Consider the following 13,752-nt stretch of genomic DNA (forward strand, 5'->3'; position numbering starts at 1 on the left):
AACGTCTTTGTTTCGCAGTGCTCTTCGAAGAAAATCCGGGCCCGGAAATCGTCGTATACCGTCGGAATCGGGTCAGTTGCAGACGGAGACAGCTTGACGGTCGGGTGTCACGCTCCCTAGCGTGCCGGTCATTCCATAGAACGCGATTACTGTCCGGAGGCAGGGTGCGAACCACCGAAGAGGCACCGGCTCAATCCGGTACCGATGCCGCGACCCCGCCGGGAAGGCGGCCGCGCACGGTTCTGGTCATGAGCCCCGGACTGCTGGACGAGGTCTTCCCGCCTCCTGTCCGGGCCCGGCTGGAGGAGACGGCGGACCTCCTCGACCCGTCCGTGATCAGCGAGTTCGACTCCCCCGCCGCCACCGCGGCGCTGTCCGCCGCCGAGGTGCTGCTGACCGGCTGGGGCTGCCCGCCCGTGGACGCGGCGCTGCTGGAGAGAGCGCCCGCGCTACGAGCTGTGATCCACGCGGCCGGCACGGTGAAGACGTTTCTGTCCCTGGAGGCCTTCGACCGGGGGATCGTCGTCTCTTCCGCCGCCTCCGCCAACGCCGTGCCGGTGGCGGAGTTCACTCTGGCCGCGATCATCATGGGCGCGAAGCGGGTGTTCCCGCTGGCGGGGCTCTACCGGGAGCGCCGCACCCACCGCACGGGCGCCGACCTCGACCGGCAGCACTGGCTCGGCACGCACGGGCTGCGGGTCGGTGTGGTCGGGGCCTCCAGGATCGGCCGCCGGGTCATCGAGCTGCTGCGGGTCCTGGACGCGGAGGTGCTGCTGTACGACCCGTACGTGGGCACCGCGGAGGCCGCGCTCCTCGGTGTCACCCCGGCGGACCTGGACACCCTGGTCGCGACCAGTGACGTGGTGACCGTGCACGCCCCTGACACGCCCGAGACCCGGGGGATCATCGACGCCCGCCGGATCGGCCTGATGCGCCCCGGCACCCTGCTCGTCAACACCGCCCGGGGCCCGCTGGTGGACACCGAGGCGCTGACCGGGCACCTGGTCAGCGGGCGGCTCGACGCGGTCCTGGACGTGACCTCCCCGGAGCCGCTGCCGGCCGGCCACCCGCTGTGGGACCTGCCCAACGTCTTCCTGACCCCGCACCTCGCCGGCGCCCAGGGCAACGAGGTGGGCCGCCTCGGCGCACTCGCCGTCGACGAGCTGGCCCGGTACGCGCGGGGCGAGCCCTTCGGGCACCCGGTGCACCGGGCGGACCTGGGGAGGATCGCATGAACCCCGTCCCGCCGCAGGCTCTAGGCTCGGCGTCACACAACAGCCACCAGGGGGTGAGCCGGATGCGCCGGCAGAGCACGGCCGCGGACGGACAGCGGCGGGCGACGGTCACCGACGTCGCACGGCGCGCAGGGGTCTCGACGGCCACCGTCTCACGCGTCCTGAACCGCAACTACCCCGTCGCGGAGGCCACCCGGGAGCGCGTCGAGTCGGCCATGCGCGAGCTCGGTTACGTCGTCAACGCGCACGCCCGCGCGCTGGCCGGGGTCTCCAACCGCACCGTCGGCATCATCGTCAACGAGGTCATCGACCCCTTCTACGCGTACATCGCGCGGGGCGTGGAGCGCGAGGCCGCGCTCGGCGGCCGGCTCTGCCTGGTGTGCTGCACCCAGGGCGACCCGCAGCGCGAGCTGGCCTTCATCGACCTGATGCACGAGCGCAGGGCCGACGCGGTGGTGGTGGTCGGCGGCTCCATCGCCGATCGCGGCTACACCTCCGAGCTGGCCCGCCGGGCGCGCGAGCTGGACGCGGGCGGCTCCAAGCTGGTGCTGTGCGGCAGGCCGCCGCTGGACGAGGCGGCGCCGACCGCCTCCGTCGAGTACGACAACGAGGGCGGCGCCTTCGCGGTCACCGACCACCTGCTGATGCAGGGCCACGAGCGCATCCTCTACCTCGGCGGCCCGCCCAAGCTCTCCACCACCCGCGAGCGCCTCGCCGGCCACCGCCGCGCCCTGGAGCTGCGCGGGCTGCCCGCCGATCCCGGCCTGGTGCAGTCGGGCGCCTTCAGCCGCAACTTCGGCTACCGGCGGATGGCCGAACTGATCCGGGACGGGCTGGACTTCACCGCCGTGTTCGCGGCCAACGACATGGTCGCCGCAGGCGCCGCACAGGCCCTGGAAGAGGCCGGTCTGCACGTGCCGAAGGACATCTCGCTGGTGGGCTACGACGACATCCCCGTCGCCCAGGAGCTGCGCCCCCGGCTGACCACCGTCCACATTCCGCTGGAGGAGATGGGCCGCCAGGCCGTGCGGCTGGCCGTCTCCGGCGGCGACGAGGACGACTGGCGGGAGCCGACCACGGGCGCGCTGCGGCTCGGCACCCACATCGTGGTACGCGATTCCGTCGGTCCCCGGGCCGGCAGGCCCGCGCGCGGTTGACCGGTTACCTCCTGCCTGTCCGCAGTTGGCCATAGAAAATGACAGTAACTTTCCGACTCCCCTTGCGGCTCGACAGCAACCGCTTACATGCTGACGGCACGTCCTACCCCGTTCCGCACGCTTCCGCCCCTCGTTCGTTTCTGCAGGGAGAGTTCCGCATGCGTCAGCACACCCCCTCCGCCCCGTCCGCCACCCCGGTCGCCCGCCGCTCCGTACTCGCCGCCGCGGCCGGCGCCGGGGCGGTGGCCGCACTCGGCGCCGCCGTCCCCGCCGCTCAGGCCGCCCCCCGCCGGCCGGCCACCCGCCCCGCCACCCTGACCGTCACCGCCCGCCCCGCCGCGGAGGCCGAACGGCTGCGGCTCGCACAGGCGCTGCGCGGCTCGGAGTTCCAGCCGACCGGCCTGTACGTTCCCGCCGGCACCCCGCTCTCGCTGACCCTCCGGCCTGACGACGGCCTGTTGCCCACGCTCTGGATCGGCGCCTGGGACTACTACGGCGAGGTCACAGAGCCACGCTCCTATCCGCTGACCGCCGGCGACAACACCGTGACGGACCCGCACGGCGGCCCGGTCTATCTGACGCTCACCGGAAACGGCGAACGGGCCTCCGTGCTCATCCGCTCCGGAGCCGTCCCCATGCCGGTCTTCACGCTGGGGCACACCACGGAGGCGGACTACCAGCGCCAGCTGGACAGCCTCACAGAGTCGCCCTGGGTCGAACTCCACGGGCCGGACACGATCATGACGCTGACCAGGGACGGCGCGCTGCAGTACCGGGACGAGGACCACGCCGCACTGCTCCGGCTGGTCGGGACGATCATCGACTCGCACGCCCGGATCAGCGGCCTCGACGGCTCGCGCCCGGTGCACCGGCGCAAGGCCGGCCCGTACCACTTCACCGAGGTCAGCAAGGTGCCGACCGGTGTCGGCGCGTACGCCACGCACGGCTACAACGGCTTCCCGCGCGCCTATCTCGACCGGGCCACCACCGTCGAGGGGCTGCGGACGCGCGGCTGGGGGCTCTACCACGAACTGGGCCACCTGCATCAGCAGATGGCCTACAAGCCCGGCGGCCTCACCGAGGTGACGGTGAACATCTACTCGCTGGCCGCGCAGCGCACCCTGGACCAGCCGTCCAACCTGCTCACCGTCGACCCGGCGACCGGGCTGACCGCCTTCCAGACCGCACGGGCCAAGTTCGGCACCGACGGGCTGAGTTACGAGAAGTCGTTCGGCGCCTACGAGAAGCTCGTGCCGCTGCGTCAGCTGGAGCTGGCCTTCGGGGACGACTTCTGGCCCCGGCTGCACAAGCTGGTGCGCGAGGAGAACCCGCAGTCCGACTCCACGGAGAACGACAAGCGCTACCGGGCACTGGCCACCTACTCCAGCCGCGTCGCGGACCGCGACCTCACCGACTTCTTCGTCAACACCTGGGCCTTCCCCATCGACGCCGTCGGCAGGGCGGAACTCGCCGCGCTGAACCTGCCCCGGCCGGACGTCGACCCGAGCACGCTCTCCGACTGAGCGGCACAGGACATGGACGACGCAGCCGCACAGGACAGGGAGTCATCGTGCAACTGAGCAGAAGGACCCTTCTCGCCGCGAGCGGCGCCGCGGCCGTCGGCGCGACGCTCGCCCCGACGGCGGGTACCGCGCAGGCGGCGGACAGCCCGCCGGACACCGCGACCGGCGCGGACCAGGACTTCGACGGACTCCTCCTGCGGGCGGAGACCCTGATCACCGGAGGCGGGTCAGACCCGTCGGACCCCGACGTCGCCACCGCCCTCGCGGCCCTGGACAGCACGGCGAAGGAGCTGTGGGACACCCTGGACCGCGACACCGGACGGACCGCGCTGTGGGCCGACCTCTCCCCCGTCACGGATCCGGGCAACTTCGGGCAGAGCTACACCCGGCTGCGCACCCTCGCCACCGCGTGGGCCACGCCCGGGGCCGCCCTGCACGGCGACGCGGCGACCGCACAGGCCCTGCTCGGCGCGCTGCGCTTCACGTACGACACCGCCTACCATCCGCAGGCGAAGGAGAGCGGCAACTGGTGGTTCTGGGAGATCGGCGCTCCCCGCGCGCTGATGGACTGCTGTGTGCTGCTGCGCGGTCAGCTGCCCGAGGATGACCTGACGGACTATCTGGCCGTCGTCGACCGGTTCTGCCCGGACGCGGACCGCCGGACCAACTCCCCCACGCTGTCGGAGACCGGCGCCAACCGCACCGACAAGGCGGTGACCGTGGCGCTGCGCGGGCTGCTCGGCAGGGACGCGGACAAGCTGGCATCGGCCCGTGACGCCCTCTCCGACGTACGCGACTCCGGCCGCAACAGCCTCTTCCGGTACGCGAGTTCGGGTGACGGCTTCTACCAGGACGGCTCGTTCGTCCAGCACGACGTGGTCGCGTACACCGGCTCGTACGGCACCGTGCTGCTCGGCGGCGCGGCCTGGCTCATCGCCCTCCTCGCGGACTCGCCGTGGGCGGTCGCGGACCCGGAGGTCTCCGTGATGTACGAGGCCGTGGAGCGGAGCTTCGCGCCGGTGGTCTTCGACGGGCTGATGATGGACTCGGTGCGCGGGCGGGCCGTCTCGCGGGAGCGCGCGGGCGACCACCGGGACGGCGCCTCGGCCGTCGCGGCGATCCTCCTCCTCGCGTCCGGTGCACCCGCCTCCTACGCGGACAGCTGGCGGTCACTGGCCAAGGGCTGGCTGACCCGCAACCGCACCACACCGTTCGCGGCTCTCGCCACCCTCCCCCAACTGGCCCTGGCCAAGGCCGTGCTCGACGACCGCTCCGTCCGCGCCGGGGCGCGCACGACGGGCAGCTTCGTCCTCGCGGACATGGACCGGGTGGTACACCGCCGCCCCGGCTGGGCCTGCGCCCTGTCGCTGTCGTCGAAGCGGATCTCCGCGTACGAGGCGGGCAACGGCGAGAACCTGCACGGTTGGTACACCGGCGACGGCATGACGTATCTGTACGACGGCGAAGACCTCGGCCAGTACAACGACGGCTTCTGGCCGACCGTCGACCCGTACCGGCTCCCCGGCACCACCGTCGACACCCGCCACCGCGAAGACCTCGGCACCGGCGCGGGCACCTCCACCTACCTGCCGTCGAACAGCGTCGCGGGCGGGGCCGTACTGGACGACCGGTACACGGTGGCCGCGATGGAGGTGACCGGCGCCCCCGACAGCACGCTGCGGACCAGGAAAGCGTGGTTCCTGCTGGACAACGCGGTCGTCGCGCTCGGCGCGGGCATCACCGCGAGCGACGGCCGGGCGGTCGAGACGATCGTGGAGAACCGCAACCTCGGCGCGCGTGGCCGCAACCGGCTCCTGGTCGACGGTGTCCCGCTCCCCGTGGAGCAGGGCCGGGCCGATGAGTTCCGTCGGGCCCGGTGGGCGCATCTCGACGGGACCGGCGGCTACGTCTTCCCCGAAGGGGCCGCGCTGCGCACCCTGCGCGAGGAGCGCACCGGAACGTGGCACGCCATCAACACGGGCGCCGACACCGGTGGCAGCGCCCGTCCGATCACCCGCCGCTACCTCACGCTCCGGGTCGACCACGGCATCTCGCCCGACGACGCCGGCTACGCCTACGTACTGCTGCCCGGGGCGTCGGCCGCCGCCACCGCGGTCTGGTCGCACTCCCGGCCGGTCCGGATCGTCGCCAACGACGCCACCGCCCAGGCCGTGGAGGACCGCAGGGCCGGACTGACCGCCGCGCACTTCTGGGACGCCGGGTCCGCGGCCGGGATCACCTCGTCGGGGCCGGCCTCCGTGCTCGTGCGCCGGAGAGGAGCGCGGGTGTCGTTCGCGGTGGCGGACCCGGGCCGGACACAGGCCTCACTTACGGTCGAACTGCCCTTCCGGGTGCGGTCGGTGGCGCGGGCCGATGCCACCGTGAGCATCGCCCCCGGCCGCAGGACCGTCCTCACCATCGCGGCCGGCGGCTCGCGCGGCCACAGCCACCGCGCCGAACTCGTCCTGTAACCCAACCCTTCCGAGCATCGCCCCCGAGGAGCAGCGCCACCATGTCCGTCGCCCCGCATCTGCAACTGCCTCCGACCGACCGGGTCCTGTCGTCACGTACCGGCTGGACCCGGGCGCACTGGGAGGCGACCGCCGACCGGATGCTGGACGCACTGACGCCGTACGCCACACCCGGCTTCGCGCAGTACCGGCTGCCCGGCCGGGGCAGCTGGTCGGGGGTCGTCTCGGACGGTCTTGAGGGCTTCGCCCGGTCGTTCCTGCTCGCCGCCTGCCGGATCGCGGGCGCGGGCGGGGCGGTCGGCCCCTCGCTGACCGAGCGCTACGCGGCCGGTCTCGCCGCCGGGACCGATCCCGGCAGCGGTGAGGCCTGGCCGCGCCTGACGGACTGTTCGCAGCAGATGGTGGAGGCGGCGTCCATCGCGGTCGCGCTGCACGAGACCCGGCCGTGGATCTGGGACCGGCTCGACGCCGGGGTACAGGAGCGGGTCGTCGACTGGTTCTCCGGATTCGTCGGCGGCCGCACCTGGGACAACAACTGGCGGCTGTTCCAGGTGGTGTCCGAGCAGTTCCTCGCCTCTGTGGGCGCCCCCTACAGCAGGTCGGACATCGAGGGCGGACTCGACAGGATCGAGGACTGGTACGTCGGTGACGGCTGGTACACCGACGGGGACGGCCGCAATTTCGACTACTACATCGGCTGGGCGATGCATCTGTACCCGCTGCTGTGGGCGCGGATCGCCGGGCCGGACGGAGACGGCGGCCGGGCCGCGGTGTACCGGGAGCGGCTCAGCCGGTTCCTGGAGGACTACCCGCACTTCTTCGGCGCCGACGGCGCCCCGGTCCACCAGGGCCGTTCGCTCGCGTACCGGTTCGCCTCGCTGGCCCCGGTGTGGATGGGCGCGCTCGCGGACTGCACGCCGCTGGCTCCCGGACTCACCCGCCGGCTCGCCTCCGGCACGCTGCGGCACTTCGCGGAGCGCGGGGTGCCGGACGAGCGGGGGCTGCTGACGCTCGGCTGGTACGACACCTTCCTGCCGTCCACCCAGCCGTACTCGGGTCCGGCCTCGCCATACTGGGCGAGCAAGGGTTTCCTCGGGCTGCTGCTCCCGGCGGACCACGCGGTGTGGACCGCGCGGGAACTCCCGCTGCCCGTCGAGGAGTCCGACACCTGCACCGCGCTGCCCGCACCGGGCTGGCTGCTGCACGGCACCCGGCACGACGGGATCGTCCGGCTCGTCAACCACGGCAGCGACCACAACCCGCCCGCGCCCGAAGCCGATTCGGCCGATTCTTCCGAAGCCGATCCGGACCGGGGCGCGGGCGAGGACGACCCGCACTACGCGAAGCTCGCGTACTCGACGGCGACCGCACCGGAGTCCGCGCCGCACGCCCTGGCCCGCAACATCGACAACCAGCTGTCCCTGATCGCCCCGGACGGCACCCCGTCCCGCCGTCGCCGGATCCATCCCGTGAGCTGCGAGGGCCGTGTCGCCGCGTCCTGGTCGGCGGCGCGGCTGCCGGGCGACGAGCGCGCGTACCGGATCGGAACGACGAGCGTGCTGCACGGGCCGTGGGAGATCCGGGTGCACCGGGTCGATTCGCCGGAGGGCGCGGTGATCCGGGAGGGCGGCCACGCGGTCGCCGGTCCGACCGGCCCGTTCGCCTCTTCCGGTCCCGACTGGGCGCTCGCCCGCACGGCCGACGGGCTGACCAGTGCGGTGGTCGCGCTGTACGGGTGGGACGGCGGCGCCGACGGGGCGGCGGTGGCGCGCGACGTCGAGTCCAACGCGTACGGACCGCACTCGGCGGTTCCGTATCTGCGCAGCGCGCCCCGTCCGGGCGGCCGGATCGTGCAGGTGTCGCTCGTCGTGCTCTCCCGCGACAGCGTCCATCCGGAGGCGCTGCGGACGGCGGTGCGGGTACGGGTGGACGGCGACGCGGTGGTCCTGACCTTCCTGGACGGGAGCCGCGTCGAGGTCTGACCTTCCGAAGGGGCCAGGTCGGGGTCTGACCGGCGCCGGCCGGCCGGATCGACCGGCCGACGGGAGCGGGTCAGATCCCGATGCTGTTGTCCTGCCGGCTGTGGATGTGCCCGATCAGCTCCTGCGCGAGGGACTTGATCGTGTCGAGCCCGGCCCTCCCCCACGGGCGGGGGACGGTATCCACCGCGCAGACGGCGCCCAGGGCGATCCCCGTGCGGTCGATGAGCGGCGCCCCGAGGTAGGAGCGGATGCCTATGTCGTCGACGACCGGGTTCCCGGCGAACCGCGGATAGTCGCAGACGTCCTCCAGGACCAGCGCTCTTCGCCGGACCACGACGTGCGGGCAGTAGCCGTGGTCAAGGGCGACATAGCGCCCGCTGCGGCCGCTGCCCGCCGCCGTGGCACCCAGGTCGGCGCCCTTGCGGGTGCCCGCGGGGGTGTGCAGTCCGGCGTAGAACTGTCGGTTGCCGTCGATGAAGTTGACCATCGAGAAGGGCACTTCGGTCACTTCGGCCACCCGGTCCGCGAAGGCGTCGAAGTTGTCGAACGAGGCGTCGCTCCGCTCTCCCAGGTCAAGGCTGCGCAGCCGCTGGGTCCGGACGGGGGCGTCGCTGTCGACGGGGGTCAGCAGCATCCGTCCGATGGCGTGCGGGATCACGTATGGACTCCGAAACTGCCGTGGCCGGAGAGCGGGGCCGGCTCCGCGGTGGCGTTGATGAGGTGCTGGAGGAGGGTGACCAGCGCGCCGGTTCCCGAACTGGCGATCCTGGCGTCGCAGAGGACGACGGGTACCGCGGGTGCCAGGTCGAGCGCGGCCCGCACCTCCTCGGGGCCGTAGCGGAAGGCGCCGTCGAACTCGTTGACCGCGACGATGAACCCGATGCCGCGCCGCTCGAAGAAGTCGACGGCCGCGAAGCACTCCTCCAGCCTGCGGGTGTCCGCGATGACCACGGCTCCGAGCGCGCCCTGCGAGAGTTCGTCCCACATGAACCAGAACCGTTCCTGCCCGGGTGTTCCGAACAGATAGAGCACGTGGCTCTCGTCCAGCGTGATGCGGCCGAAGTCCATGGCCACCGTGGTCGAGGTCTTCGACTCGATGCCTTCGAGGCTGTCGGTCGCCGCGCTGACCTGGGTCAGCAGTTCCTCCGTACTCAGCGGCGCGATCTCGCTGACCGCGCCGACGAACGTCGTCTTGCCGACCCCGAAACCACCCGCGACCAGCACCTTGAGCGCGACGGGGAAGCCCTCCGGGCTGCTGGGCTCCTGCGCGTAGCCGACGGGTCCGGGGCTCCCTGACCCCGGGTACGGGGCGGAGCCGTCGAAACCGTCAGAGCTGTCGTCGTAAGCCATCGAGCACTGCCTCCAGCAGGGATCGGTCGGTGGGCATGTCATGGAAGGCGGGCGGGTGCGCGGTGACCGCTCCGCAGTCGACCAGGTCGGAGAGGAGCACCTTGGTGACGACCGCGGGCAGCCGCAGGTGCGCGGCGATCTCGGCCACCGAGGTGGGCCCGCCGCACAGTCCCAGCGCCACCGAGTGCTCGGGACCGAGGTGGACCTGCGGGACGGTTCCGGTGGCCATCACCAGGGAGAGCAGGTCGAGCACGGTGGTGGGGCGGGTGCGGCCGCCGCTCACCGTGTAGGGGCGGATGAGGCGGCCCGCCGCATCGTCGAGCAACGGCGCGTCCTGGGTGGCCGACACGCTCACAGCCCCGTGGCGCCCGGCACCCCGGCCGCTTGTCTGTTCGGGGTCATCAGATAGGGCCGGACGCTCTTGACCAGCATGGCCATCTCGTAGCCCAGCACGGCGGCGTCGGCGCTCCGCCCGGCGAGGACGGCCAGACAGGTGCCGGAACCGGCGGTGGCGACGAAGAGCAGGGTCGAGTCGAGCTCCACCACCACCTGGCGCACCTCCCCGTTGTCCCCGAACCTCGCCCCGGCGCTGCGGCCGAGGGAGTACAGCCCGGCCGCCAGCGCCGCCATGTGGTCGGCGCTGTCGGCGTCCATGCCGTGGAGGGATTTCACCAGCCCGTCGGCGGAGAGCAGGACCGCGCTGCGGGTGTACGGCACGCGCTGTACCAGCCCGCTCAGCAGCCAGTCGAGGTCCGAGACCTGACCGGACGGCATATCGGTCGCCATGGTGCATCTACTCCTTGGAGGTGTTCGCGTCGAGTGGGTCTTGATCGCTGTGGTACGAGCCGGTCCGAAGGAGCTGTCCCGGTGCCGGGGCGCCCCGGACCGGAAGCGGGTCCAGTGGTGTCCCGGCGGCCGGCACCGCCGCCGGATCCGTCCCGAGGCCGGGCTCCGGTACGGACTCGGTCCCCGGCTCCGCCTCCGCTCGGGCCTCCCCGAGGTCGATGCCGCGCCGGAAAGCCGCCACCAGGCCCGGGTCGTGCAGGGTGGGCTCCTCCTCGGTGCGCGGGGCCGGTGCCTCCCTGAGCTGGGGGACCAGGTGTTCCTGGTTCGCGCGGCGGGGAAGCTGCGGGCGGTCCATCGTGCCGCGTACGCCCCCGGTCTCCGGAGCGAGCGCCGGGACCGCCTCGTCGGCCGGCCGGATGCCGGGGCGGGCCTCGGGGGGCGTGGGCCGGTCGAGGCGTTCGGCGCGCAGCGGGAGCGGCGGGCCCTCGCCCTGACGCCGGGTCTGCTGCGTCGGCTGGTGCATCCGCAGCTGCTGCTGTTGCGGCACGTAGGGCCGGCGCTCCGGCTCGGGGGCGGGCGCCGGGGCCGGGCCGAGGTCGCGGGGGGCCGCGGCCTCGTCCAGCGGGGGCGGGCGGTGCACGGGGCCGGGGTGCGGGGCGGGCGCCTCGCCGGCCGCGGTGTCGTCCTCCGCCCCGAGCAGGGACTGCGGAAGCACCAGTACGGCCTGCGTGCCGCCGTAGATGTTGCTCTGCAGCCGTACGGCGATGCCGTGCCTGCGGGCCAGCGAGGCCACCACGAACAGCCCGATCCGGCCGTCCTGGAGCAGCCGGGCGACATTGACCTGGTCGGGGTCGGCGAGCAGGGCGTTCATCCGCTTCTGCTCGTTGCCCGGCATGCCGAGCCCCCGGTCCTCCACCTCCAGGGCGAGGCCCGCCGTGACGTGCTGGGCGCGCAGCAGCACCTGGGTCTGGGGGGCGGAGAACACCGTGGCGTTCTCGACCAGTTCGGCCAGGAGGTGGATCACGTCGGCCACGGCGTGCCCGCGCAGGGTGCCGTCGATCGGAGGCACGAGCTTGACCCGCGGATACTGCTCGACCTCGGCGATCGCGGAGCGCAGCACCTCGGTCATGGTGACCGGGTTGCTCCACTGCCGCCTGGAGACGGCGCCGCCGAGGACCGCGAGGTTCTCGGCGTGCCGGCGGATCCGGGTGGCCAGATGGTCGACCTGGAAGAGGCCCTTGAGGAGATCGGGGTCCTCGACCTCGTGCTCCAGCTCGTCGAGCAGCTGGATCTCCCGGTGCACGAGTGACTGCAGCCGACGGGCGAGGTTGACGAAGACCTCGACCTTCTGGTCCTCGCCGGTGTGCTCCGAGAGCCGGGAGGCCTGTACGACGGCGGCCACGGCTGCTTCCTGCTGGCGGCCGAGCTCCTGTGCCAGCAGTTCGAAGGCGTCGCTGCCGGGGACGGTGGGCCGCGGGGCCCGGCGAGTGGGTACGGGTTCGCCGTTGCGGAGCTGTTCCACCACCTGCTGCAGTTCGGCCTGGCCCTGTGCGCTGGCCCGGCGCAGGGCGAAGCACCGGCCGAGGACGGTGGTGGCGACGCGGTTGGCGGCGAGGAAGGCCGCCGCCACGGCGGCGACCGCCAGTGCCGCGGCCGCGCCGAGCGCGGTCCACAGCTCGGTGGACGGCGCGGTGCCGGTGGAGCGGACCGTGAGGATGACGGCCGCGGCGCCGGTCAGCATGACGGCTACGGTCGGCAGCACGGCGGTGCGCAGGAGTTGGGGGCGTATACGCGCCTCGGGGGACGGCTGGGCAGCGCGCGGTCTGGCCGCGGCCGAGTGGGAACGGGCGCCCGGTCGGCCGTGCCGCCCGCCCTCTCGGCGTTCCGGTCGCGCGTCGGGTGCGCGAAGTTGAGACATCAGCGTCCTCGGTACGTGGGGCCCCAGGAATCGGTATCCATGTGGTGGCACCTACGGTGGTCGGTCATTCCTGGATCATCGGCCGGACGGGCTGCGGGATATGAGCCCACCGTTGATCACCGGACACACACGGTAGTCGCCCTTGACGAGGGCGCGGCGGGCAGTTGCGGAACTTGCCCGCCATCCGTCCCGCTCTGGTATGACCTCTCGCACGAGTGACCGATTAAGTACGTACGCCCATGCGGCTGTTACCGGCCAAGTCCCCGGCCGCACGCGAGAAGCCCCCTCGACGACTTGGGGTCGAGGGGGCTTTCCGACGTAACCGCTCAGGCCTTGCGGAGCCGGGCCACGATGCCGTCGAGGTCGCGGCGGACCATGGCGGCGCGGATCATGTGTCCGCCCGGCTCCTCGTGCCATTCGTGCGGGATGCCGGCGGCGCCGAGGAGGGCCCGGAACTCCCGCTGGCCGGCCAGCACCTGGGTCTCGTTGGCCGTGTCGAACCAGTTGACCGGGTCGGGGCTGGTGCCGGCCACCAGGAAGACCCGTTTGTTCCGGTAGCTCCCGATCCGCTCGACCGGGTTGTCGGCGCTGACCCTGGCCTCGTCCCACAGCGGTATGCCGTAGACCGTGCCGCCTCCCAGGTCCAGGGCGGCCGAGGACACGTTCGCCCAGTGGGTGACCAGTCCGGCGTCGCGGCGCAGGCTGGCCGGGCCCGAGTGGGAGCTCACCGAGGCGAAGTGGCCGTAGTACTTGGCCGCGTACTTCAGGGCGCCGAAGCCGCCCATCGAGAATCCGGCGACGGCACGGCCGTCGTACTCGGCGTAGGTACGGAAGTTCGCGTCGATCCAGGGAAGCAGCTGGCCGATGTGGAAGGTCTCCCAGTTCCGGGGGCCGGTGTTGGAGCTGACCGGGTTGGAGTACCAGCCCGCGTGCCCGCCGTCGGGCATCACGACGATGAGGGGCTTCCCGGCTGTCCAGTCCCGGATGCCCGCACGGTCGAAGGTGATGAAGTCCTGGTCCGTACCGCCCCCGTGGAAGAGGTAGAGGACCGGGTAGGTGCGTGCGCCGGTGTGGTAGTCGTCGGGGAGCAGGACGTTGACGCCCGGACTCCAGCCGATCGCGTCGGTCGCGAACCGGTAGTACCACATGCGCGGATCGGCCTCGTTGCGCTCCACGACGCGCAGTCCGAAGCCGTCGCCCGACGCACCGGCCGGGGACGCGGCCGCGAGGATACCCCCGGTGCCCAGCGCCATCGCTGCGGAGATGCCGCCGGCGGCCCTGAGGACGCTTCTGCGGGTGGGACGGTAGCTGCTCAACACGGCCTCCTGGT

The 13,752-nt window shown here is 72.6% G+C and carries 11 protein-coding genes; 5 read left to right on the forward strand and 6 right to left on the reverse strand.

The features are described 5' to 3' along the window. Window positions 1–248: 248 nt before the first annotated feature. The 5 genes from RLT59_RS03245 to RLT59_RS03265 all read left to right on the forward strand — a co-directional run bounded on the left by RLT59_RS03245 (window position 249) and on the right by RLT59_RS03265 (window position 8,368). The gene (locus RLT59_RS03245; protein ID WP_311301945.1) at window positions 249–1,235 is read left to right on the forward strand and encodes a hydroxyacid dehydrogenase; all 987 of its coding nucleotides are present in this window, start codon (window positions 249–251) and stop codon (window positions 1,233–1,235) included. Between the two features lie 62 nt (window positions 1,236–1,297). Further along, window positions 1,298–2,392 carry a LacI family DNA-binding transcriptional regulator gene (locus RLT59_RS03250; RefSeq protein WP_311301946.1) on the forward strand — a complete coding sequence of 365 codons (1,095 nt, stop codon included), beginning with the start codon at window positions 1,298–1,300 and terminating at the stop codon, window positions 2,390–2,392. Window positions 2,393–2,550: 158 nt separating this feature from the next. Beyond that, window positions 2,551–3,915, forward strand: coding sequence for a M60 family metallopeptidase (locus tag RLT59_RS03255; protein ID WP_311301947.1), 1,365 nt, complete (start codon window positions 2,551–2,553; stop codon window positions 3,913–3,915). A gap of 47 nt (window positions 3,916–3,962) precedes the next feature. Continuing rightward, a complete protein-coding gene (locus RLT59_RS03260; protein ID WP_311301948.1) occupies window positions 3,963–6,386 on the forward strand; it encodes a polysaccharide lyase 8 family protein in 2,424 nt (807 codons plus the stop codon). Between the two features lie 41 nt (window positions 6,387–6,427). Continuing rightward, a complete protein-coding gene (locus RLT59_RS03265) occupies window positions 6,428–8,368 on the forward strand; it encodes a DUF2264 domain-containing protein (RefSeq protein WP_311301949.1) in 1,941 nt (646 codons plus the stop codon). A 70-nt stretch (window positions 8,369–8,438) separates the two neighbouring features. Here the strand turns inward: RLT59_RS03265 and RLT59_RS03270 are convergent, their stop codons facing one another. From RLT59_RS03270 to RLT59_RS03295, 6 genes are all read right to left on the reverse strand, one after another. Beyond that, on the reverse strand, window positions 8,439–9,002 hold the full coding sequence (locus tag RLT59_RS03270; RefSeq protein WP_399126825.1) for a GAF domain-containing protein: 564 nt from the start codon (window positions 9,000–9,002) through the stop codon (window positions 8,439–8,441). Between the two features lie 20 nt (window positions 9,003–9,022). Further along, window positions 9,023–9,718 (reverse strand): GTP-binding protein, encoded by a 696-nt coding sequence (locus tag RLT59_RS03275; protein ID WP_311301951.1) that lies wholly within the window; start codon window positions 9,716–9,718, stop codon window positions 9,023–9,025. Then, window positions 9,696–10,067: a DUF742 domain-containing protein gene (locus RLT59_RS03280; RefSeq protein WP_185092623.1), complete on the reverse strand. Its 372-nt coding sequence runs from the start codon at window positions 10,065–10,067 to the stop codon at window positions 9,696–9,698. The genes RLT59_RS03275 and RLT59_RS03280 overlap by 23 nt, the downstream gene beginning before the upstream one ends. A gap of 2 nt (window positions 10,068–10,069) precedes the next feature. Further along, window positions 10,070–10,504: a roadblock/LC7 domain-containing protein gene (locus RLT59_RS03285; protein WP_311301952.1), complete on the reverse strand. Its 435-nt coding sequence runs from the start codon at window positions 10,502–10,504 to the stop codon at window positions 10,070–10,072. 7 nt (window positions 10,505–10,511) lie between these two features. Then, window positions 10,512–12,422: a sensor histidine kinase gene (locus RLT59_RS03290; RefSeq protein ID WP_311301953.1), complete on the reverse strand. Its 1,911-nt coding sequence runs from the start codon at window positions 12,420–12,422 to the stop codon at window positions 10,512–10,514. Between the two features lie 326 nt (window positions 12,423–12,748). Beyond that, on the reverse strand, window positions 12,749–13,738 hold the full coding sequence (locus RLT59_RS03295; RefSeq protein ID WP_311301954.1) for an alpha/beta hydrolase: 990 nt from the start codon (window positions 13,736–13,738) through the stop codon (window positions 12,749–12,751). Window positions 13,739–13,752: the final 14 nt, after the last annotated feature.

It is taken from the genome of Streptomyces sp. ITFR-6, from assembly GCF_031844725.1.
Classification (GTDB): domain Bacteria; phylum Actinomycetota; class Actinomycetes; order Streptomycetales; family Streptomycetaceae; genus Streptomyces.